This is a genomic window from Microbacterium sp., from assembly GCF_035554235.1.
Taxonomy (GTDB): Bacteria; Actinomycetota; Actinomycetes; order Actinomycetales; family Microbacteriaceae; genus Microbacterium.
The window spans coordinates 1-22,478 of record NZ_DATMIO010000230.1 but is presented as its reverse complement, the minus strand read 5'-3'; the positions used below and the strand labels follow the sequence as shown (position 1 = coordinate 22,478).

The window sequence follows — 22,478 nt, the reverse complement described above, 5'->3', positions numbered from 1 at the left end:
GAAACCGGCGAGCTCAACACATACGACAACGTCAAGCGCGCCTCGTGGCTGGCGATCCTCGCCGGGGGCGACTTCATCAAGACCTCGACAGGCAAGGTGCAGCCCGCCGCGACCCTGCCGGTGACACTCCTCATGCTCGAGGTCGTCCGGGACTGGCACCGCACCACCGGCGAGAAGATCGGGGTCAAGCCCGCCGGCGGCATCCGCGCGTCGAAAGACGCGATCAAGTACCTCGTGACGGTGGCCGAGACCGTGGGCGAGGAGTGGCTGCAGCCGCATCTGTTCCGCTTCGGCGCGTCGAGCCTGCTGAACGATGTGCTGCTGCAGCGCCAGAAACTCACGACGGGCGCCTATTCCGGCACCGACTACGTGACGATCGACTGATGTCTCGATACGCGCCTTCGGCGCTACTCGACAACCGGGTTCAAGCGCCTTCGGCGCTGCTCGACAACCGGGTTCATGCGCCGTGGGCGCTGCTCGACAACCGAACTTCGAATCGCCGCCTTCGGCGGCTCTCTCGAAAGGATTCATGGTGACTTTCCTCGAGTACGCCCCCGCGCCGGAGTCGCGGGCCATCCTGAACCTCCGCAAGGAGTACGGGCTGTTCATCGGCGGCGAGTTCGTCGAGGGGCGCGGAGAGTCCTTCGCGACGATCTCGCCCGCCGACGAGACGCATATCGCGTCGATCGCGGCCGGCAACGAGGCGGATGTCGATGCCGCCGTCGCGGCGGCGCGGCGCGCCTACGACAAGGTCTGGTCGAGGATGTCGGGTCGCGATCGCGGCAAGTATCTCTTCCGCATCGCTCGTCTCGTCCAGGAGCGTGCCCGTGAGCTCGCCGTGGCCGAGAGCCTCGACAACGGCAAGCCGATCAAGGAGAGCCGCGACGTCGACGTTCCGCTCGTCGCCGCCTGGTTCTTCTACTACGCCGGCTGGGCCGACAAGCTGGACTACGCCGGCCTCGGCGCCGACCCGCGCGCGCTGGGCGTGGCCGGCCAGGTCATCCCGTGGAATTTCCCCCTGCTCATGCTCGCGTGGAAGCTCGCCCCGGCGCTCGCCGCCGGAAACACCGTCGTGCTCAAGCCCGCCGAGACCACGTCGCTGTCGGCGCTGATCTTCGCCGAGATCCTGCAGCAGGCCGACCTCCCGGCGGGCGTCGTCAACATCGTGACGGGCGCGGGCGCGACGGGCGCGGCCGTGGTGCGGCATCCCGATGTCGACAAGGTCGCGTTCACCGGCTCCACCGGCGTCGGCCGCGAGATCGCCAAGGCGGTCGCGGGGACGCATAAGAAGGTCACCCTCGAGCTCGGCGGCAAGGCCGCGAACATCGTGTTCGAGGACGCACCGATCGATCAGGCGATCGAGGGCATCGTCAACGGCATCTTCTTCAACCAGGGTCACGTCTGCTGCGCCGGCAGCCGCCTCCTCGTGCAGGAGTCCGTCCACGACGAGGTGGTGGAGCGGCTCAAGTCGCGCCTGTCGACGCTGCGCCTCGGCGACCCTCTCGACAAGAACACCGACATCGGCGCGATCAACTCCGCCGCGCAGCTGCAGCGCATCAAGGAACTCAGCAAGGTCGGCGAAGACGAGGGGGCGCAGCGCTGGAGCGCGGACTGCGTCATCCCCGACAACGGGTTCTGGTTCGCGCCGACGATCTTCACGAACGTGCAGGCCAGCCACCGCATCGCCCGCGAGGAGATCTTCGGCCCCGTGCTCTCGGTGCTGACGTTCCGCACCCCGGGCGAGGCGATCGAGAAGGCGAACAACACCCCATACGGTCTGTCGGCCGGCATCTGGTCCGACAAGGGCAGCCGCATCCTCGCCGTCGCCGATCGCCTGCGCGCCGGAGTGATCTGGGCGAACACGTTCAATCGGTTCGACCCGTCGTCTCCGTTCGGCGGCTACAAGGAGTCCGGCTACGGCCGCGAGGGCGGGCGTCAGGGCCTCCTTGCCTATCTGACCGGTGGGATGGAAGGAGGACGAGCATGAGCAAGCGACTCACCGTGCCCAAGACCTACAAGCTCTACATCGGCGGCGCGTTCCCCCGCAGCGAGTCCGGCCGCACGTACGAGGTCGTCTCGGCGAAGGGGGACTTCCTCGCGAACGCGGCCAAGGGATCCCGCAAGGACGCCCGTGACGCGGTCGTGGCCGCGCGCGCCGCGCTCAAGGGCTGGGCCGGCGCGACCGCCTACAACCGCGGACAAGTGCTCTACCGCATCGCGGAGCTGCTCGAGGGCCGACGCTCGCAGTTCGCCGACGAGATCGCCCAGCAGGAGGGCGTCTCCGCCTCCGCCGCCGCCGCCCAGGTCGACGAGGCGATCGACCGCTGGGTCTGGTACGCGGGGTGGTGCGACAAGTTCGCCCAGGTGACCGGCAACGCCAACCCCGTCGCCGGCCCGTACTTCAACATCTCGGTGCCGGAGCCGACCGGCGTCATCGCCGTCATCGCGCCCCAGGACTCCGCCCTGGTCGGCCTCGTCTCGGCGATCGCGCCCGCGCTCGTCGCCGGCAACACCGTCGTCGCGGTCGCGAGCGAGCGGTTCCCGCTCTCGGCGATCAGCATGGCCGAAGTGCTCGCGACCTCCGACGTCCCCGGCGGGGTTGTGAACATCCTCACCGGCTCGCCCGCCGAGATCGCACCGTGGCTCGCGTCGCACGCCGACGTCGGGGGGCTCGATCTCGTCGGAGCGGGAGAGCTGGACTGGGTCGACCTGCAGGTCGCCGCGGCGCAGACCCTGACGCGTGTGCTGCCCCCCGAGCAGGGAGCGGATGCCGCGGCCCCGACCCTGCACCGGATCACGGCGTTCACCGAGATCAAGACCGTCTGGCACACGAAGAGCTTGGTCTGACGGCGCGCTGGCCGAAGAGTAACGAAAGGGTAACGAGCGCAGTAGGGTGAGTTCACGCGTCGACGAGGACGCGCGAACCACCCGGAGGACAGCCCGATGCCCGACGAAGCGGCATCCGACGACAGAAGTCGGATGCAGGCGCTGGTGACGGTCTGCGTGCTCGCGGTCGCGAGCATCGCGATCGCCCTTCTCGGCGCGACGCCCGCTCGGGTGAGCACTACCGAACTGATGGGCGATGCCCGAAACCCCGGCGACGCCGCGTTCGTGGCCAGCCACCGCGGCGACTCTGCCTCGGCGCCCGAGAACACGCTGCCGGCGATCGAGAAGGCGATCGCCGGCGGCTTCCCCTACGTCGAGGTCGATGTCGCTCTGACCGCGGATGGCCACGCCGTGCTCATGCACGATCGCACGGTGAAGCGCACGACGAACGGGGTGGGGGCGGTCGCAGACCTGACGCTCGCCCAGATCCGCGCGCTCGATGCGGGGTCGTGGTTCGACCCCTCGTTCGCGGGCACCCCGGTGCCGACGCTCGGGGAGTTTCTCGACGTGCTCGCCGACTCGCACGCCAAGGGGCTCATCGAGCTGAAAGGCGAGTGGGATGCCGCCGGCGCCGAGCGCCTCGCGGCCGACATCGCCGCGCGTGGCCTCGAGCACCACGTGGCGGTCGCGAGCTTCGACGCGCGAACCCTCGCGCACCTCTCCGCGGCGTCGCCGGTGATCCACCGGCTTGCGATCTTCAAGGTCGTGCCCGACGATGTCGTGGCTGCCGCGCGAACGATGGGGGTTGGCGGCATCCTGGCGGACCGCCGAACGATCGCCGAGCGCCCGGAGGTCGTGGACGAGCTTCACGAGCAGGGCATGCGGGTCGTGGTCTACACCCTCAACGAAGACGTGCAGTGGCTCGAAGCGACCGACCTCGGCGTGGACGGCATCGTGACCGATGACCCCGGGTCGCTGTATGCGTGGCAGGCCGGCGCGTCGCGCTGACACGGTCGGCGCGAGTTGAGGGGAATACCCCCGGGGGGTATTCTGTTTCGGGAAGGTGACACCCACTCGCACATCCTGAGGAGACACCATGAGCACCGAGACCTACCTTGTCGAGGGCATGACCTGCGGCCACTGCGCCGGCTCGGTCGAGCGCGAAGTGCGGGCGGTTCCGGGCGTCGCGAGCGCCATCGTCGACCTGGCCGCCAAGACCGTGACCGTCACCACCGCGTCGGTGGTCGAGGGCGAATCGATCGCGGCGGCGATCGCGGAGGCGGGCTACGCCTTCGCCGGCCGCGCATGAGCGCCCCGGTCACGCACACCGACGACACGCTGCGCCGCGAGGCGACCCTCGACATCGAGGGCATGACCTGCGCAAGCTGCGTGGCCCGCGTCGAGAAGCGCCTCCAATCGGTGCCAGGGGTGCGGGCATCCGTCAACCTCGCCACCGAGTCCGCGAAGGTCTCGGTGCCCGAGGGCGTCGAGGACTCGCAACTGGTCGGCGCCGTGAAATCCGCCGGGTACGACGCGAAGGTGCGCCGGGCCGCGCGCCGCGGCCACGAGCACGGCGGCCACGAGCACGGCGGCCACGAGCACGGCACCCATGACCATGACGTCGAGGATCGGGCGGGCGCCACGACGCTTCGCACACGCCTGATCGTGAGCGCGGCCCTGGCGATTCCCGTCGTCGCCCTCGGCATGATCCCGGCGTGGCAGTTCTCCGGGTGGCAGTGGGTGTCCCTCGTCCTCACGGTGCCCGTCGTGGTGTGGGGCGGCTGGCCGTTCCACCGCGCGACGTTCGCCAGCGCGCGCCACGGCGCCGCGACGATGGACACCCTGATCACCCTCGGCACGGCCGCCGCCCTGCTGTGGAGCACGTGGGCGCTCGTGTTCGGAAGCGCCGGCCGGCTCGGCACGCGCCACGAGGTGCAGCTCTTCGGGCCCGTGCACGATGCCACGTCGCTCGTCTACTTCGAGGTCGCCGCCGCCGTCACGGTCTTCCTGCTGCTCGGCCGCTTCATCGAGCAGCGCTCGAAGCGGCGCGCCGGTGCGGCCCTGCGCTCGCTCATGGAACTCGGCGCGAAGGATGTCGTGCTCGCCGCGGCCGACGGGTCGGACGGCGTCCGCATCCCCATCGACGCCCTCGGCGTGGGCGACCTGTTCGTCGCGCGCCCCGGCGAGAAGATCGCGACCGACGGCACCGTGGCCTCGGGGACGGCATCCGTCGATCAGAGCATGCTCACCGGCGAATCCGCACCCGTCGACGTCGTCGCGGGAGCCTCTGTCACCGGCGGCACGCTCGCCGTCGACGGGCGGCTCGTCGTGCGCGCGACCAGCGTCGGCGCCGACACGCGGCTCGCCCACATGGCGCGGCTCGTCGAGGACGCGCAAGCCGGGAAGAGCCGAGTGCAACGCCTCGCCGATCGCATCTCGGGCGTGTTCGTGCCGATCGTCATCGCCCTCGCAGTCCTGACCCTCGTGGGATGGATGCTGGCGGGCCAGCCGCTCGCGGCGGGCTTCACCGCCGCCGTCGCGGTGCTCATCATCGCCTGCCCGTGCGCGCTCGGTCTCGCGACCCCGGTCGCGATCCTCGTCGGCACCGGCCGGGGTGCTCAGCTCGGCGTCCTGATCACCGGGCCCGAGGCGATCGAGGCCGGCGGCCGCATCGACACCGTCGTGCTCGACAAGACGGGAACGGTGACGACCGGCCGAATGTCGCTCCGCGAGGTCGTGCTCGCGCCCGGCATGGAACGCGCCAGGGCGCTGCGGCTCATCGGTTCGCTCGAGTCCGCATCGGAGCACCCGATCGCCCGCGCCATCGCGGCGGCCAATCCGGTGCCGGTCGCCGTCGCGGGCTTCCGCAATCACGCCGGACGCGGCGTCACGGGCGAGGTGGACGGGTACGCGGTCTTCGCCGGACGCCCCGACTTCGTGGCGCACCTCGGAGCGGTCGTGCCGGAGGACTTCGCCGAGCTCGTGATCGAGACCCCCGCCACGGTGGTCATCGGCGGCTGGGCGCGGAGCGGGGAGACCCCGATCGTGCGCGCGGCATTCGTGATCGCCGACACGGTGCGCCCCGACAGCCGGGCGGCCGTGGAGCGGATGCGCTCGCTCGGCCTCGATGTCGTGCTGCTCACGGGCGACAACGCCCATGTGGCGCGCGCCGTCGCCGACGAGGTCGGGATCGCCACCGTCGTCTCCGGCGTGCAGCCGGAGGGCAAGATCGCCGAGATCGACCGGCTCCGCTCCGCGGGCCGCCAGGTGGCGATGGTCGGCGACGGCGTCAACGACGCCGCCGCCCTCGCGACCGCCGACCTCGGCATCGCCATGGGCGGGGGAACGGATGCCGCGATGCACGCGAGCGACATCACCCTCGTGCGCGACTCGCTGAGCGCCGCGGCGGATGCGGTCGTGCTCTCGCGCAAGACCATGTCGACGATCCGCGGCAACCTCTTCTGGGCCTTCGGCTACAACGTCGCGGCGATTCCGCTCGCGGCCCTCGGCCTGCTCAACCCCATGATCGCGGGCGCCGCGATGGCGTTCTCGAGCGTGTTCGTCGTGCTGAACAGCCTGCGCCTGCGCCGGGCCGGGTGAGGTACATCGATCAGGTATCGATCCCGTCACCGTTGGCACCGAGAAGCGACGGCAGGCCGGGCGGTCGCTAGCCTTGACGGGACGACATCTTTCGATCCCTGGAGGATCCGTGGCACTCTTCCGCCGGCGCTCCGCGCGCACCGCGTTCGCCGTTGCCGGGGCGGCGCTGATGGTGGCCGCACTTGCCGGCTGCGCCGCCCCCGACCCCGAGGCATCCTCGAGCGCTTCGCCGACGTCGAGCCCCAGCCCGTCGAACGCGTCGCCGTCGCCCACCGCGAGCGACGACACCGGGAGCGCGCTCGAGCTCCCCACCGCGTGCGAGGACATCTACTCCGACGCGATGCTCGCCGAGATGCAGGCGACGGCCTCCCCGCTCAATGACCCCGGGCTCACGATGCTCTCCACGGAGCTGGCGGCCGGCCTCGAGGTGCTCGACACGGCGCCGACGCTCCGCTGCACGTGGGGCGCGCCCTCCGAGTTCGGGCTCTCGACCAATGTCACCATCGTGGACGCCGAGCAGTCGGCATCCATCGAGCAGGCCGCCGTCGAGGCGGGCATGACGTGCGAGGCATACGCCGGCGGGACGATCTGCCGCATCGAGACCGAGCACCTCGTCGAAGGGGATGTCTACGCCGTCGTGGGGGAGACCCACTACCTGCGCGACGACGGCTGGATCGCGACGCACCGGATCAACCTGGCACCCGAGGGCTACACGGAGGACATCGTCGCGACGCTGTGGGGCTGACGGCCGCCCCATGTCGTAGAATGGGTTCGGACTACTCGCCCGCGTCGTCGCCCCGCTGAAGCGGGAGCCGATGGCGGGGGTGCGAGAACCGTCCACCACCCGCGTCCGTCCCGGCAGACGAGCCGCCCGCGGGAATCGCTGACTCACCCAGCTTCGGCTGGGCCCCCGCCGGGCGATCCGGCACTCACGCTCAGGAGGAGCATGCCGACCACGGCGACATCCGCGCCCCAGCGCCGCAGGAGGACGTCCTCGTCCGCGCGACGCGACGACGACGCGCCCATCATCCCGATCCTTGCCCGCAAGGTGCGCGAGGTCGAGGCCAAGGCCCAGCGCGGCAAGCTCGGCCCCACCAACCGCGTCAAGTTCCAGGTGATCGCGTTCCTCGTGCGGGAGGAGCGCGCCCGCGTCAAGGCCGACACGGCCTTCACCGACGCCGTCCGGGCCGAACTGCTGAAGCGTCTCGACGGCGTGGCGACGATCCTCGCCAAGACCGCGGCCCGCGACACGTCGCTCATCCAGCTGCTCGAGGTCGACCAGGCCACGAGCCCCGTCGCCCGGCGGATGCGCCGCGACTGGCTGCTCGAGTCGGGCGCGGAGCTCGCCCCCGACGAACTCATCATCACCGACACCGCACCCAAGACCACGGCGGTCGTCCCCGCCGCGCTGGCGGAGCGGCAGGTCACCCCGCCCGCGATCGAGGCGCGCCAGCTCGCGAATCCCTTCCTGGCTCCCGACCTCGCGCGTCCCGCCCAGAAGGACGCCCCGCGCCGCCGCCTCGATGGCTGGGAGCTCATGGGCCCCCTCTACAAGGCATTCGAGATCGGCGCCGGCGGCTCCGCGGCATCCATGGATCTTCCCGAGGTCCCCGAGTACGACCGGCTCTCGCCCAAGGGGCTCGAGGTCATGCCGCACCAGTCGCGGTTTCTCGAAGCCGTGCGCCTGGGCCACCGCAGTTTCCTGCTCGCCGACGAGCCCGGCCTCGGCAAGACGGCGGAGTCCGTGATCGCGGCATCCGTCGCCGACGCGTATCCGCTGCTGGCCGTCGTGCCCAACGTCGTGAAGATGAACTGGGCCCGCGAGGTCGAGCGGTGGACACCCCAGCGCCGGGCCACCGTCATCCAGGGCGACGGCGATGAGATCGACGCCTTCGCCGACGTGTTCATCGTCAACTACGAGATCCTCGACCGGCACCTGTCGTGGCTCGGCTCGCTCGGCCTCAAGGGCATGGTGGTCGACGAGGCGCACTTCATCAAGAACCTCACGAGTCAGCGCTCGCAGAACGTGCTGGCCCTCGCGACCCGCATCCGCGAGACGACGCACGACCCGCTGATGCTGGCGCTGACGGGTACGCCGCTCATCAACGATGTCGAGGACTTCGACGCTATCTGGCGCTTCCTCGGCTGGACGACGGGCGACAAGCCCGGCCCCGAGCTCATGGAGAAGCTCGACGCGACCGGCCTGACCCCGGCCGACAAGGCGTTCTACCCCGAGGCCCGCGACGCGGTCATCTCGATGGGGATCGTGCGGCGGAAGAAGAAGGATGTCGCCGCCGACCTGCCCGACAAGCTGATCGCCGACCTGCCCGTACAGCTCGACGACGACTTCGGCCGCGGCATCCGGCAGGCCGAGCGCGAGCTCGGTGACCGGATGGCGGCGAAGTACCGACGCATCATCGAGGCGCGCGGCGAGCGGGGTCGCGTGTACGACGACGTGGACGAAGACATCATCCGCCTGGTCGCCCACAACGAACTCGACGAGTCGAAGGCGGCGGGAGCGGGGGGCGACAACGTCTTCACGATGGTCCGCAAGATCGGCCAGGCGAAGGCGCTGCTCGCCGCGGACTACGCCGTGCAGCTGCAGCGCTCGGTGGGCAAGGTGGTGTTCTTCGCGAAGCACATCGACGTGATGGATGCCGCGGAGGCGCACTTCGCGGCCGCCGGCCTTCGCACGATCTCGGTGCGCGGCGACCAGACCACGCCCGTGCGCCAGGCCGCGATCGACGCCTTCAACAACGATCCGGGCGTCGGCATCGCGGTTTGTTCGCTGACCGCCGCCGGCGTCGGGCTGAACATGCAGGCATCGTCGAACGTGGTGCTCGCCGAGCTCAGCTGGACCGCCGCCGAGCAGACCCAGGCCATCGACCGCGTGCACCGCATCGGCCAGGACGAGCCGGTCACGGCATGGCGCATCATCGCTGCGCACACGATCGACACGAAGATCGCCGAGCTCATCGACCAGAAGCAGGGCCTCGCGCTCCGTGCCCTCGACGGCGAGGCCGTCGATGCGACATCGAGCGAGTCCGTGCAGATGAGCGCGCTCATGCACCTGCTCCGGCAGGCTCTCGGCGGCGACTGATCCCGCTCCACGGTCGCGCCGCCCGGCCCCTCGGGCGGCCGGCGCCGCCGTGTGGCAGGCCTCCGCGACCGGCGCTAGTGTCGGGAGAGGCAGCGTCGCCGGTTCGCGAATCCCGAAAGCAAGGACCACAGCATGAAGATCGGCATCCTGACGAGCGGTGGCGACTGCCCCGGGCTCAACGCGGTCATCCGCGGCGCGGTGCTCAAGGGCACGACGACGTACGATCTCGAGTTCGTCGGGATCCGTGACGGCTGGCGCGGTGTCGTCGACGGCGACTTCTTCCCCCTCACGAGGCACGAGGTGAAGGGCCTGTCGAAGGTCGGCGGCACGATCCTCGGCACGAGCCGGACGAACCCCTACGAGGGCCCGCGTGGCGGCGCCGAGAACATCGCCAAGACGATGTACGGGCACCGGCTCGACGGTATCGTCGCGATCGGCGGCGAAGGCACGCTGGCGGCCGCCGATCGGCTGTCGAAGGACGGCATCAACGTGCTCGGCGTGCCCAAGACGATCGATAACGACCTGCGCGCAACCGACTACTCCTTCGGCTTCGACACCGCCGTGAACATCGCCTCCGAGGCGATGGACCGCCTCCGTACGACCGGTGACTCCCACCAGCGCTGCATGGTCGCGGAGGTCATGGGGCGGCACGTGGGATGGATCGCACTGCACGCGGGAATCGCCGCGGGCGCGCACGCCATCCTCATCCCCGAGGTCCCGATGACCATCGATGAGATCTGCGCGCTCGTCACGAAGGCCAATGACAGGGGCCGCGCGCCGCTCGTCGTGGTCTCGGAGGGGTTCACGCTGAAGGACATGGACGAGGCCTACAGCGACAAGGGCCTCGATGCGTTCAATCGCCCCCGCCTCGGCGGCATCAGCGAGATCCTGGCCCCCGAGATCGAGCGGATCACCGGCATCGAGACCCGTGCCACGGTGCTCGGTCACATCCAGCGCGGCGGCTCGCCGTCGGGCTTTGACCGAGTGCTCGCGACCCGCCTGGGCCTGCACGCGGCCGACGCGATCGTCGATCAGGCGTGGGGGCAGATGGTGGCCCTGAAGGGCACCGATATCGTGCGGGTGCCGTTCTCCGACGCCCTCGGCGAACTGAACACCGTCCCGCTCTACCGCTACGAAGAAGCCGCCGCGCTCTTCGGCTGACCCCTTCGTCCGGGTGCTCCGCGCTCGTCGCTCAGGGACCGGCGAACCGGGCTCCGGTCGCTGAGCGAGCGCTGCGGAAGCGCCGCTGCCTACTCCGTGTCGGCGAGCCCGAGCACATCGAGCAGCCACGCCAGTTCGAAGGCGCGCTCCTTCCAGGAGTTGTAGCGCCCGCTGACGCCACCGTGTCCCGCGACCATCTCGCACTTGAGGAGGGCATCGGCACCGACTTCGCGGAGCCGGGCCACCCATTTCGCCGGTTCCACGTACAGCACCCGGGTGTCGTTGAGCGAGGTCACGGCGAGGATCCGCGGGTACTCGACTCCGGGACGGACGTTCTCATACGGAGAGTAGGACTTCATGTAGGCGTAGACGTCGGGGTCGTGGAGCGGGTCGCCCCACTCGTCCCACTCGATGACCGTGAGCGGCAGCGAGGGGTCGAGAATCGTCGTGAGGGCGTCGACGAACGGCACGGCGGCGACGATGCCGGCGAAGAGCTCCGGCGCGATGTTCGCCACCGCACCCATCAGGAGGCCTCCGGCGCTGCCTCCCTCGGCCACGATCCGGTCGGGGGACGTGTAGCCGTTGTCGATGAGGTGCATCGCGATGTCCACGAAGTCCGTGAACGTGTTGCGCTTCTGCAGCAGCTTTCCGTCTTCGTACCATTGGCGCCCCATCTCCCCGCCGCCGCGCACGTGGGCGACGGCGAAGATCACACCGCGGTCGAGTTCGGAGAGCCGGGCGATGGAGAATCGGGGCTCGATGGAGTGCTCGTACGAGCCGTAGCCGTACAGGTGCAGCGGCCGCGGAGAGGCCCCGGCATCCCCGAACGAGCGCTTCCACACGAGCGAGACGGGCAGCTGCGTGCCATCCTGCGCCGTCGCCCACACCCGCGCCTGCGCGTAGTGCTCGGGCTCGTACCCGCCGAGCACCGGCTGGCGCTTGCGCAGCACGAGCTCGCCGGTGGCGAGGTCGTAGTCGTACACCGTCCCGGGGGTGACGAATGAGTCGTAGCCCAGCCGGATCACGGGCGGCGCCCACTCGGGGTTGCCGCTTGTTCCCGCCGTGTAAAGCGGCTCGTCGAAAGCGAGCTCGTCGACGTCGCCGCTTGCGTAGTCCAGCAGTCCGACGCGGGCCAGACCCCCGCGCCGGTACTCGACGATCGCGAAGTCGCGGAAGCAGTCCACATCGAGCAGCCGCTGGCCGGGCGCATGCGGCAGAAGGACGCGGCGCTCGCCTCGCGGGTCGTCGGCCGGCACCTGCACCAGCTCGAAGTCGAGGGCGCCGTCGTTGTGCACGATGAGAAGGGCGTCCTCGCCGTCGATCACGGCGTGATCGACCGAGTACTCCACGCCCTCGGTGCGCGGCCAGACCAGCCGGGGCTCTGCGGTCAGGTCCGCGGTGTCGACGATGCGCGCCTCGGAGGTGATGCTCGAGCCGACCGAGATCACCAGGTACTTGTCGCTGCGGGTGATGCCGGCGCCGAGCCAGTACTTCTCGTCGGGCTCGTGGAAGAGAGTCACGTCGGCGTCGACCTCGGTGCCGACCGTGTGCAGCCACAGGGTGTCGGGCCGCCAGGCGTCGTCCACGGTCGTATAGAGGATGCCGGAGCCGTCGGGCGTGAATTCCGCGCCCGAGAACGTGTCGGGGATCACGTCGGGGAACGACGCGCCCGTGGTCAGGTCGCGAACGCGAATCGTGTAGCGCTCGTCGCCCGTGACATCCGCCCCGAACAACATCCGGGTGCCGTCCTTCGAGACGTCGAAGCTGCCGAGCGAGAAGAACTCGTGACCCTCGGCCTCGACGTTCCCGTCGAGCAGCACCTGCTCGCCCGGGACGTCGACGCCCGGCTCGAGAATCGGGGGAGTCCAGTCATCCGGGCCCGCGATCGGGGCGCGGCACTGGATGCCGTACTGCTGGCCTTCGACCGTGCGGCCGTAGTACCACCACGCGCCGCGACGGGACGGCACCGACAGGTCGGTCTCGAGGGTGCGGGCCTTGATCTCGTCGAAGATGCGGGTGCGGAGGGGCTCCAGATGCGCGGTCGCGGCATCCGTGTGCGCGTTCTCCGCCTCGAGGTGGGCGATCACGGCCTGGTCCTCTTTCGCCCGGAACCACTCGTACGGGTCGTCGAAGGAGTCGCCATGATGGGCGCGCACCGTCGAGGTCCGAGCGGCGACGGGAGGGATGCTGGATGCGGGGTGCTCAGGGGTCACGCGTCAACGCTAGTCGAGGGGTTTGACCCCGGGCGTTCTGCGTCGATGGTGGGTGGGTGGAATGCGGGTCGGCGGCCCGCCCTAGGCTTGGGGGCATGGTCCCCATACCCCCTCCGCGTGCCGCGGGCGCGGCGCCCGGAGCCTCCGGGCGCGTGGGCCCGGCCGCGGCCGTGCAGTTCGGCCAGTACCCGCCGGCTCGGCGCACGATCGTGCATGTCAGCGACACGCACCTGCTCGCGGGCAATCGGCCGCTCGGGGGGCGGTACGACACGGAGGCGAACCTCGTCCAGACGCTGCGCGCCGTCGAGGCTCTCGCGATCCGGCCCGACGCGATCGTGTTCACCGGAGACCTCGCCGACCTCGGCGAACCCGAGGCCTACCGGCGCCTCCGCGCCGCCGTCGAACCTGTCGCCGAGCGGCTCGGAGCCCCCGTGATCTGGGTCGCGGGCAACCACGACGAGCGGCCCGCCCTCCGCGAGGGGATGCTCGACCTGCCGCCGACCCAGCAGCCCGTCACCGGGGTCTGGGATCTCGGCGGACTGCGTCTCATCGCCCTCGACACCACGGTGCCCGGGTGGCACCACGGCGATGTCGACGCCGAGCAGCTCGCCTGGCTGGGCGAGACGCTGCAGACGCCCGCGCCACTGGGCACCTTCCTCGCGATGCACCACCCGCCGCTTCCCTCGCACATCCCGCTCTTCGACATCCTCGAACTGCGCGACCAGGGGCGTCTCGCGGAGGTGATCGCGGGCACCGACGTCCGCGGCATCCTGGCCGGCCATCTGCACTACTCGACCAGCGGCAGCTTCGCCGGAGTTCCGGTGAACGTCGCGGCGGCCACGTGCTACACGATGAACCTCGCGCGTCCCGCGAGCGCGGTGAACGGAATGGATGCCGGGCAGTCTTTCCATCTCGTGCACGTCTACGACGACACCTCTACGCACTCCGTCGTGCCGGTCGTCGATGCGCCGACCGGTGACTTCTTCTCCGACGAGTGGGTGGAGCGGATGGCTCGGCTCAGCCCGGCGGAGCGGCTCGATCAGTTTTCGCGGAAGGTGGCGCCGCCCGTGTGACCTGCAGCGCAGCCGACCTGCGGCGCCCCGCCGGGTAGGCTCGAAGCATCCCCCCGCCGTCGCACCGACCCACGAGGACACAGCACATGGCCCCGGACGCAGTGACGCGTACCCGCACCGAGACCGATTCCCTGGGATCCCTGGAGATCCCCGCAGACGCCTATTGGGGCATCCACACGGCGCGCGCTCTCGAGAACTTTCCGATCAGCAAGCGCCCCATCTCGGTGTACCCCGATCTGGTCGTCGCGCTCGCGATGGTGAAGCAGGCCTCGGCCCGCGCCAACCGCGAGATCGGTGCCCTCGGGCCCGAGAGCGCCGACCTCATCGACCGGGCATGCCAGCGGGTGATCGACGGGGAGTTCCACGACCAGTTCGTGGTCGGCGTCATCCAGGGCGGCGCCGGCACCTCGACCAACATGAATGCCAACGAGGTCATCACCAACATCGCCCTCGAACTGGCCGGCCGGCAGAAGGGCGATTACGCCTTCCTTTCGCCGATCGATGACACCAATCGCAGCCAATCGACCAACGATGTCTACCCCACGGCGATCAAGGTCGGGCTCTCGCTGACCCTGCGCAGCCTGCTCGAGGAGCTGAACCTGCTCCGGATGGCCTTCCTCGACAAGGCCGTGGAGTTCCATGACGTGCTCAAGGTCGGCCGCACGCAGCTGCAGGATGCCGTTCCGATGACGCTCGGTCAGGAGTTCAACGGGTTCGCCACGACGCTGCGCGAGGACTACAACCGCCTCACCGAGAACGCCTACCTGCTGTTCGAGATCAACATGGGCGCGACCGCGATCGGCACGGGCATCACCGCCCATCCCGACTACGCGGCCGAGGTGCTCCGTCATCTCCGCGCCATCAGCGGCCTCGACCTCGAGACCGCCGTCGACCTCGTCGAATCCACGAGCGATACGGGCGCCTTCATGTCGTTCTCCTCGTCGCTCAAGCGCAACGCCATCAAGCTCTCGAAGATCTGCAACGACCTGCGCCTGCTCTCCAGCGGTCCGCAGGCGGGCTTCGGCGAGATCAACCTGCCGCCGAGGCAGGCGGGATCGAGCATCATGCCCGGCAAGGTCAACCCCGTCATCCCCGAGGTCGTCAACCAGGTGGCCTTCTCGGTCGTCGGGGCCGACATGACGGTCACGATGGCGGTGGAGGCCGGTCAGCTCCAGCTCAACGCCTTCGAGCCCGTGATCGCGCACTCGATTTTCCAGTCGATCACGTGGATGCGGCAGGCGATGTGGACCCTGCGCGTGAACTGCGTCGAGGGCATCACCGCGAACCGCGAGCGGCTCGGCGGGATGGTCGGCTCGTCGGTGGGCGTGATCACCGCGCTCACCCCGTTCATCGGCTACGCGGCGGCGGCCGCCCTCGCCAAGACGGCGCTGCTCACCGGACACAACGTCGCGGATCTCGTCGTCGAGGGTGGGCTGATGACCCGCGAGGAGGTCACGAAGCAGCTCTCGCCCGCGCGCCTCTCGGGACTCGAGGCGATCACCGCCGCGATCCCGCTCGTGCCGCCGCCGCCCAGGGCCGATCAGCCCAGGACCGATCAGCCCAGTCCCGATCAGCGCTGACCTCGCGTGCCACCCCGGCGTGGCTCCGGCGCGCCCGGCGCGTCGCAGTTGCCCGCGGGCGAGGATGCCCGCTAGCGTTCGATCCACACAGCCAACTCCGAGAGGATTCACAGTGACCGACGCGCAGAACCCCGAGAACGCCCCGCCGCCCTACGGCGCGGCCCCGCCGCCCGCCCCGACCGGCGCCCCGGTGAGCCCGACGATCCCCGGCAGGACCCTGGGCATCGTCGCCCTCATCCTGGCGTTCTTCGTGCAGCTCGTCGCGCTGATCCTCGGCATCATCGCGCTGGTGCAGAGCAAGAAGGCCGGCTACAAGAACACGCCCGCGGTGTGGGCGATCATCGTCAGCTCCGTGCTGATGGTCGTCGGGATCATCATCGCCATCGCCCTGATCACCGGCGCGATCGCGGCGGGCGCCGAGCTGTGCGCGCAGTACGGCACCGGTACCCACGAGATCAACGGCGTCACCGTCACGCTGAACTGCGGGTAGCGCTGAGCCTGCGGGGCGCCGACCCTCGATCGCGCCCCGCACTCCGCTCGAGCGTCGCGCTCGTTCAGTCGAGGATGCGGCAGTGCGTCGTGAGTTCGCCGATGCCGTCGACGCCCACGGTCACGGTGGACCGGTCGCGAAGGAAGATCTGCGGATCCCGCGAGTAGCCCGCACCCCCGGGACTGCCGGTCGAGATCAGAGTGCCCGGCAGCAGGGTGGCCGAACGGCTGAGTTGCGAGATCAGCGTCGCCACCGACCGCACCATCTGGCCCGTCGTCGCGTCCTGAACCAGGTGACCGTCGACGACCGCCCAGATGTGCAGGTCCTGCGGGTCGGGAACCTCGTCGGCGGTGACCACGAACGGCCCGGTGGGCGTGAAGCCGTCGAACGACTTGCACCGTGACCACTGCGCTTCACTGAACTGGATGTCGCGCGCGGTGATGTCGTTCACGACCGTGTAACCCCAGACGTGGTCGAGGGCCGCGTCGATGTCGACGTCCTTCGCGGGGCGCCCGATGAGAACGCCCAGTTCGGCCTCGTAGTCGACCGATTCGCTGAGCGAGCGCGGCCACGAGGTCGTCGTCTCGTGGGCAGCGAGCGAGTTCGGCCACAGCACGAAGACGGTGGCCCCGGTGTCGGTCTTGAGCCCGAGCTCGCTCGAGTGGGCCGCATAATTGAGGCCGATCGCGAGAATGGTGGGCGGATTCGTCACCGCCGAGGCGAACGTTGCCCCATCGAGCGGATGCCGCGGCGCGGCGTCGGGGCCGGCATCGACCGCCGCGCGCACACGGTCGAGAGCCTCGTCGCCCCCCGCGATGAGGGTCTGAAGGTCCGCGGGGGCGCCATCGAAGAGGGCGGGCACAGGGATCGCCTGCCGGTCGATGATCACGGCCAGGACGGGATCGCCCGCGCCTCCGGGGCGGACGTGGGCAAAGCGCATCCTTCCACGCTACCCGTCGAGGCCGTGCTCCGGCGGCGTGAGCGCTTAGGCTGACGATTGTGACGTACAGCCCGCCGCCGCCTCCGGGGGAGTTCGCCTCTCCGCTCGCGCAGCCCCGGCATGGCGCCGGCGCCCTCATTCCCCCCGGTCCACCCGCCGCGGTGCATGTCCCGGCGCTGCCGGTCACCGCACGTCGCGGCCGGGTCGCTTCCGTCTGGCTCTTCGGCATCCTCGTCGTGGTGCTGGTCGTCCTCGTCGGCTACTTCCTGAGCGCGCTCGGCGCGGCGGCATCCATCATCGGCATGGTCGTCGCCGTCGTGCCGTTCCTCGTCGTGCTCGCGGCCGCGCGCCTGGTCGACCGCTGGGAGCCCGAACCGTGGAGCCTCGTGGTGTTCGCGATCGCGTGGGGTGCGATCGCCGCCGTCGCGATAGCCCTCCTTGTGGACCTGCTCATCAGCGGCGCCCTCGGCGGCGTCGAATCGGGCGCCCGCGATGTTCTGCGCTCGGTCGTGCAGGCGCCGATCGTCGAGGAGATCGGCAAGGGGATCGGGCTTCTGATCATCTTCGCGTCGGCCCGGCGCGCGTTCGATGGGCCCGTCGACGGCGTCGTGTACGGCGCGCTCATCGGTGCCGGCTTCGCATTCACCGAGAACATCCAGTACTTCGCGATCAGCTACATCGAGGGCGGCGCGGGAGAGCTGACCACCACCTTCTTCGTGCGCGGCATCCTCTCGCCGTTCGCCCATGCGATGTTCACCGCGGTGACCGGATTCGCCCTCGGACTGGCCGCGCGGCGAGGCTCGAGCATCGGTGCAGCGCTGGGGCCGTGGTGCCTCGGTCTGAGTGGGGCGATCCTGCTGCACGCGTTCTGGAACGGCTCCGCGATGTTCGGCGACTTCTTCCAGCTCTACCTGACGCTGCAGATCCCGCTGTTCGTGCTCTTCATCCTCGGGGTGCTCGCGCTCAAGCGCGAAGAGGCCAGGCTGACGCGCAACCGGCTCGGCGACTATGCGCTCGCGGGGTGGTTCACGCCCCAGGAGGTCGACATGCTCGCAACCCCCGCCGGCCGCCGCGCGGGCCTCGCATGGGCGCGCACGCTCACGGGCGACCGGACCGCCACGATGAAGACCTTCATCGCGGACGCCACGGCCCTCGCCGCTGCCCGCCAGCGCGCGATATCGGGGCGCGACCCGCGGGCGGCCGACGATGAACACGTGCTCCTGACCCGCACAGCGGCGGCCCGGTCGGCCCTGCTGGCGCGGTGAGACCGCCGGCGCGGGAGACGCCGGGCCGGGATGCCGGGGGCGAAACTCAGCGCTCGGTACCGCGGCGATGCCTGCGTGCAACCGAGCGCTGAGTTGGTCTGTGTACCCAGCGTGCCTGCCACCCGTTGGTGTGTCAAGGATTGCTTCTCGTCCCACTAGGCGCACGTCGCGGGCGAGATATCGCGCGGCTCGCCGCCCAGATTGACCATGGCCATCCGGCCGGGTTGGATGGAGTCATGACTGACGACCGCATCAAGCCAGAATTCGACGCCCCTCAGGGTCCCGCTCCGGAGACTCTCGTCATCCGCGACCTCATCGAGGGCGACGGCCCCGAGGCCAAGCCCGGCGACACCGTCACGGTGCACTACGCCGGCGTCGAGTACGACTCCGGCGAGGAGTTCGACTCCTCGTGGAGCCGCGGGGAGAGCATCCAGTTCCCCCTTCGGGGACTGATCCAGGGCTGGCAGGAGGGCATTCCCGGCATGAAGGTCGGAGGACGTCGTGAACTCGTGATCCCGCCGGCCCTGGCCTACGGACCGGCCGGCAGCGGGCACTCCCTTGCGGGCAAGACCCTCATCTTCATCATCGATCTTCTCGCGGTCGGCTGAGCCGACACGCCACGAACGGCCCGCCGCGCATCCGCGCCGCGGGCCGTTCGCATGTTCGCCGAGAGAATGTTGTATTCACGGGAATGCATCGGAGTGAGGAGCCGTTGAGGGGAGGGAACGCTGCGGACCCACCGCAGCCCCCGACCCAAGGAGCACGAATGACCTCTGTCACCGACCCCGTTCTCGACGTCCCCGGCTACCGCGCAGGCACGTGGGTGCTCGACCCCTCGCACAGCGAGGTGCAGTTCAGCGTGCGCCACATGATGATCTCGAAGGTGCGCGGAACCTTCGGCATGAAGAGCGCCACGCTCATCGCCCCCGAGAACCCGCTCGAGGCGAAGGTCACGGCCAGCGTCGATGCGAGCTCCCTCGACACCGGGGATTCCGGTCGCGACCAGCACCTGCGCTCGGCCGACTTCTTCGACGTCGAGGCCTTCCCGACCATGGAGTTCGTCTCCACCGGTGTGCGCGTCGAGAAGGGCGAGATGCTCGTCGACGGTGACATGACGATTCGGGGCACGACCAAGCCCGTCACGCTCGAGTTCGACTTCGGCGGTTTCGGCACCGACCCGTGGGGCAACTACAAGGCCGGCGCGACCGCGACGACGGTCATCAACCGCGAGGACTTCGGCCTGACGTGGAACGCCGCCCTCGAAACCGGCGGAGTGCTCGTCGGCAAGGATGTCACGATCACGCTCGACCTGCAGGGTGCGCTCCAGCAGGACTGACCGGAGCCGATACAGGGGCGGGTGCTTCGTCGGTGCTCAGCGCGAGCGCCGCGGCACCCGCCCCTTCGTCGTTGCGGGCCGACGCCGTCGCCGGCCCAGCGGGCGCTGGGGCGACGCGCCTACGGCGCAAACGGTCCTGGGCGAGCAGGATGCCGAGGAACACGACGATCGCGCCGGCCGGCTCGTTCCACGACAGGGTTTCGCCCAGCACGATGATGCCGAGCGCGACCCCCACCACCGGCGTGATGTAGGTCACGGTCGACGCGCGCGTCGGGCCCCAGGCCCGGAGGGCGTTCTGGTTCCAGATGTACGCGACGCCCGTGCCCAGGCATCCGAGCAGGAGGACGCTCCCCACGATCCACGGATCCAGCCGCACCGGCGTCAGCACGAGCACCGGCGTCAGCACGGCCATGATGGCCGCGGCGATCCCGATGTTCAGGAACGAGAACACGAGGGCGCTCATGCCCGTGTTCGACACGAACTTGCGCATGTACGCGAGGCTGAAGCCGTAGCACGCGGTTGCGCCGAGGAACGCGAGCTGTGCGACGAGGCTCTGGCTGAAATCGAGTCCCTGCCAGGGAGCGATGATCACCATGACACCGAGGATGCCCACCAGGATGCCCGCGATCTGCACGAGCTTGAGCTTCTCGACCCGGAACAGCAGCCCGGCCATGACTGCCGTCATGATCGGCGTCGTCGCGTTGTAGATGCTCGCGAGCCCCGAGGTCACGTGCTGCTGGGCCCAGGAGAAGAGCAGGAACGGGATCACGCAGAACGACACCGCGAGCACGGTCATGTGCGCCCAGATGCGCACCTGACGGGGGAGCGGGTCGCGCCGCAGCGCGACGAAGAGCCCCAGCGTCAGGGCCCCGAGGATGAGGCGCGACCACGCCACCTGGGCGGGAGAGATCCCCTCGAGCGCGACCTTCATGAAGAGGAAGCTCGAGCCCCAGATGATGCCCGTGAGCGCGAACTGCAGGGTCACGGATGCCGACGAGGGCGCCTTCGCGGTCGCAGCGGCGGTGGCGGCGGAGGTCGTCGTCGTGGTCACGCGGGCGACTCTACTCGCGGCATCCGACATGCGAACCCGATCGCGGATGCCGCGTCCGAATCCCGCCGGTGGTTGGCGGTTTCGTGCCGGTCAGGGCACGTCATCCGCCCGCTTCTCCCGCCACTTCCGCGCCCGTTCGCCGCGGGATGCCGCGGCTGGTAGACTCCTCAGGTTGCCGTTCGATCGGCCGCGGATAAAGAGAGCTCACGCATAAGGCGATGGGCGCCGCGCAATGAGGAGAGAGGGGATCCCATCTATGGCACTTGAATTCGACGCCAAGAAGGCGATCATCGAAGAGTACGCGACGCACCCCGGTGACACCGGATCCCCCGAGGTGCAGGTCGCGATGCTGACGCAGCGCATCAAAGACCTCACAGAGCACCTGAAGGACCACAAGCACGACCACCACTCACGTCGTGGTCTGTTCCTGATGGTCGGTCAGCGCCGCCGTCTGCTCGGCTACCTCCAGGACATCGACATCGCGCGCTACCGCTCGCTGATCGAGCGCCTGGGGCTGCGGCGCTAGAGCGACCCAGCGTACATCGCACTTCTCGAAGGGCCGTCCCAGGTCTGGGGCGGCCCTTCGCTGTGCGCCCCGCGCCTGCCGACGAGAAACGGTCGGGCGGCCGAGAAACGCGGTGACGCCGTGAGTCTCGGACGCCGGACCGTTTCTCGACTGACAGGCGGGGAACGCGAGAACGGGTGATGCGCGGGCGCGGGTCAGCGGGCGGATGCCGCGGACCGCGCCGCGACGAGGTCGGGGTGGTGGATCTCCGCCACGTCCGGGTGCGCGCGCAGGCGGGACTTCAGCGCGTTCTCGCCATAGAGGGCGTGGATCGGGTTGCTCGGATCCTGCGTGACTCCCGTCGCCTCGGCCGCGAGCTCGGCGGGAAGCTCGATGATCGGCAGCCGTTTGTCGAGCGCCGGGTTGAAGAAGAACGGCACCGAGATGCGGTCGTCGGGGTAGCGCGGTGAGATCACGCGGTGGTTGGTGGCCTTCAGGTATCCCTGGGTCGCATACTCGAGCAGTTCGCCGATATTCACGACGAAGGCCCCGGGCACCGCGGGCGCGTCGACCCACACCCCGTTCCGCTCGACCTGGAGCCCGCCCTTGCCGGGCTCGACCCAGAGCAGCGTCAGCACGCCGGAGTCCTTGTGCGCCCCGACGCCCTGCTGCGGGGTCGGGTCCTCCTTGCCCGGGTAGCGGACGATCTTGATGAGGGTGGATGGCTCGCCGAAGTGCGAGTCGAAGTAGTCCTCGGGTGCGCCGAGGGCACCCGCCCACGCCCGCAGCAGCGTGCGGGCGACGTCCGAGAGACGGGCGTGCCATTCGGCCACCACCTCCCGCAGCTCGGGCTGCGCGTCGGGCCACAGGTTCGGGCCGATCAGGCGCGTGTAGTCCGGCGCATCCGGGTCGGCGACGGCCTCGCGCTCGGGACCGATGTCGATCTGCTCGCGCCAGTCCACCCGGCCCTGCGTGCGCTCTCCGCCGACCCGCGTGTATCCGCGGAAATGCGGGCTCGTCACATTCTCGATCGCGAGCTTGTCGGCCTCGGGGAGGGCGAAGAAGTCCCGCGCGGCCTGGTGCAGCCGTGCCTCGAGCGCCGGGGTTACGCCTGTGCCGGTCAGATAGAAGAAGCCCACATCGTGAGTCGCGGCGCGCAGCTCCGACCGGAATCGCTCCGCGGCTTCCGGCCCGGCATCCAGCTGGGAGAGATCGAGGATCGGCAGGGTGAGCTCGGACATGCCATCGAGGGTAGGCGCGGCGCCCGGGCATCCGCTCGAGTGTTGCCCCGCATTACCGGTCTCGATTGGACACGCTCGTTCACCGACCTGTACATTC

The 22,478-nt window shown here is 69.8% G+C and carries 19 protein-coding genes and 1 pseudogene; 16 read left to right on the top strand and 4 right to left on the bottom strand.

The window, feature by feature from the left end; genetic code table 11:
* The 9 genes and pseudogenes from VNT50_RS12030 to VNT50_RS11990 form a co-directional block, all read left to right on the top strand.
* A pseudogene (locus VNT50_RS12030) lies at positions 1 to 384 on the top strand (deoxyribose-phosphate aldolase); the annotation flags it as partial.
* 145 nt (positions 385 to 529) lie between these two features.
* Positions 530 to 1,987: an aldehyde dehydrogenase family protein gene (locus tag VNT50_RS12025; protein WP_414683968.1), complete on the top strand. Its 1,458-nt coding sequence runs from the start codon at positions 530 to 532 to the stop codon at positions 1,985 to 1,987.
* Positions 1,984 to 2,847: an aldehyde dehydrogenase family protein gene (locus VNT50_RS12020; RefSeq protein WP_325485356.1), complete on the top strand. Its 864-nt coding sequence runs from the start codon at positions 1,984 to 1,986 to the stop codon at positions 2,845 to 2,847. Before VNT50_RS12025 ends, VNT50_RS12020 begins: the two co-directional genes overlap by 4 nt.
* A gap of 96 nt (positions 2,848 to 2,943) precedes the next feature.
* On the top strand, positions 2,944 to 3,834 hold the full coding sequence (locus VNT50_RS12015; protein WP_325485355.1) for a glycerophosphodiester phosphodiesterase: 891 nt from the start codon (positions 2,944 to 2,946) through the stop codon (positions 3,832 to 3,834).
* 88 nt (positions 3,835 to 3,922) lie between these two features.
* Complete coding sequence (locus tag VNT50_RS12010; RefSeq protein WP_325485354.1) at positions 3,923 to 4,135, top strand: heavy-metal-associated domain-containing protein; 213 nt, start codon at positions 3,923 to 3,925, stop codon at positions 4,133 to 4,135.
* On the top strand, positions 4,132 to 6,426 hold the full coding sequence (locus VNT50_RS12005; protein WP_325485353.1) for a heavy metal translocating P-type ATPase: 2,295 nt from the start codon (positions 4,132 to 4,134) through the stop codon (positions 6,424 to 6,426). Before VNT50_RS12010 ends, VNT50_RS12005 begins: the two co-directional genes overlap by 4 nt.
* 109 nt (positions 6,427 to 6,535) lie before the next feature.
* Positions 6,536 to 7,171, top strand: coding sequence for a hypothetical protein (locus VNT50_RS12000; RefSeq protein WP_325485352.1), 636 nt, complete (start codon positions 6,536 to 6,538; stop codon positions 7,169 to 7,171).
* 201 nt (positions 7,172 to 7,372) lie between these two features.
* Positions 7,373 to 9,526: a DEAD/DEAH box helicase gene (locus tag VNT50_RS11995; protein ID WP_325485351.1), complete on the top strand. Its 2,154-nt coding sequence runs from the start codon at positions 7,373 to 7,375 to the stop codon at positions 9,524 to 9,526.
* Positions 9,527 to 9,658: 132 nt separating this feature from the next.
* On the top strand, positions 9,659 to 10,687 hold the full coding sequence (locus VNT50_RS11990) for an ATP-dependent 6-phosphofructokinase (RefSeq protein ID WP_325485350.1): 1,029 nt from the start codon (positions 9,659 to 9,661) through the stop codon (positions 10,685 to 10,687).
* An 89-nt stretch (positions 10,688 to 10,776) separates the two neighbouring features.
* Here the strand turns inward: VNT50_RS11990 and VNT50_RS11985 are convergent, their stop codons facing one another.
* Positions 10,777 to 12,900: a S9 family peptidase gene (locus VNT50_RS11985; RefSeq protein WP_325485349.1), complete on the bottom strand. Its 2,124-nt coding sequence runs from the start codon at positions 12,898 to 12,900 to the stop codon at positions 10,777 to 10,779.
* Between the two features lie 95 nt (positions 12,901 to 12,995).
* On the opposite strand from VNT50_RS11985, the gene VNT50_RS11980 reads away from it, so the two are divergent.
* The 3 genes from VNT50_RS11980 (at position 12,996) to VNT50_RS11970 (ending at position 16,043) form a co-directional block, all read left to right on the top strand.
* Complete coding sequence (locus tag VNT50_RS11980) at positions 12,996 to 13,973, top strand: phosphodiesterase (RefSeq protein WP_414683967.1); 978 nt, start codon at positions 12,996 to 12,998, stop codon at positions 13,971 to 13,973.
* Between the two features lie 86 nt (positions 13,974 to 14,059).
* Positions 14,060 to 15,553: an aspartate ammonia-lyase gene (locus VNT50_RS11975; protein WP_325485348.1), complete on the top strand. Its 1,494-nt coding sequence runs from the start codon at positions 14,060 to 14,062 to the stop codon at positions 15,551 to 15,553.
* Positions 15,554 to 15,665: 112 nt separating this feature from the next.
* Positions 15,666 to 16,043: a DUF4190 domain-containing protein gene (locus VNT50_RS11970; RefSeq protein WP_325485347.1), complete on the top strand. Its 378-nt coding sequence runs from the start codon at positions 15,666 to 15,668 to the stop codon at positions 16,041 to 16,043.
* Positions 16,044 to 16,107: 64 nt separating this feature from the next.
* Here the strand turns inward: VNT50_RS11970 and VNT50_RS11965 are convergent, their stop codons facing one another.
* Entirely contained in the window at positions 16,108 to 16,983 is an 876-nt protein-coding gene (locus VNT50_RS11965) for a fumarylacetoacetate hydrolase family protein (protein ID WP_325485346.1), read from the bottom strand.
* A 59-nt stretch (positions 16,984 to 17,042) separates the two neighbouring features.
* On the opposite strand from VNT50_RS11965, the gene VNT50_RS11960 reads away from it, so the two are divergent.
* The 3 genes from VNT50_RS11960 to VNT50_RS11950 all read left to right on the top strand — a co-directional run bounded on the left by VNT50_RS11960 (position 17,043) and on the right by VNT50_RS11950 (position 19,584).
* Entirely contained in the window at positions 17,043 to 18,248 is a 1,206-nt protein-coding gene (locus VNT50_RS11960; RefSeq protein WP_325485345.1) for a PrsW family intramembrane metalloprotease, read from the top strand.
* 236 nt (positions 18,249 to 18,484) lie between these two features.
* Complete coding sequence (locus tag VNT50_RS11955) at positions 18,485 to 18,856, top strand: FKBP-type peptidyl-prolyl cis-trans isomerase (RefSeq protein ID WP_325485344.1); 372 nt, start codon at positions 18,485 to 18,487, stop codon at positions 18,854 to 18,856.
* Between the two features lie 158 nt (positions 18,857 to 19,014).
* Positions 19,015 to 19,584, top strand: coding sequence for a YceI family protein (locus VNT50_RS11950; protein WP_325485343.1), 570 nt, complete (start codon positions 19,015 to 19,017; stop codon positions 19,582 to 19,584).
* On the opposite strand, the gene VNT50_RS11945 is transcribed toward VNT50_RS11950, so the two are convergent.
* A complete protein-coding gene (locus VNT50_RS11945) occupies positions 19,547 to 20,635 on the bottom strand; it encodes a DMT family transporter (protein WP_325485342.1) in 1,089 nt (362 codons plus the stop codon). The two genes, VNT50_RS11950 and VNT50_RS11945, sit on opposite strands and share 38 nt — an antisense overlap.
* 256 nt (positions 20,636 to 20,891) lie before the next feature.
* Here VNT50_RS11945 and rpsO point away from each other — a divergent pair, with 256 nt between their 5' ends.
* Positions 20,892 to 21,161: a 30S ribosomal protein S15 gene (gene rpsO / locus VNT50_RS11940; protein WP_325485341.1), complete on the top strand. Its 270-nt coding sequence runs from the start codon at positions 20,892 to 20,894 to the stop codon at positions 21,159 to 21,161.
* 194 nt (positions 21,162 to 21,355) lie between these two features.
* On the opposite strand, the gene VNT50_RS11935 is transcribed toward rpsO, so the two are convergent.
* A complete protein-coding gene (locus VNT50_RS11935; protein ID WP_325485340.1) occupies positions 21,356 to 22,381 on the bottom strand; it encodes an isopenicillin N synthase family dioxygenase in 1,026 nt (341 codons plus the stop codon).
* Positions 22,382 to 22,478: the final 97 nt, after the last annotated feature.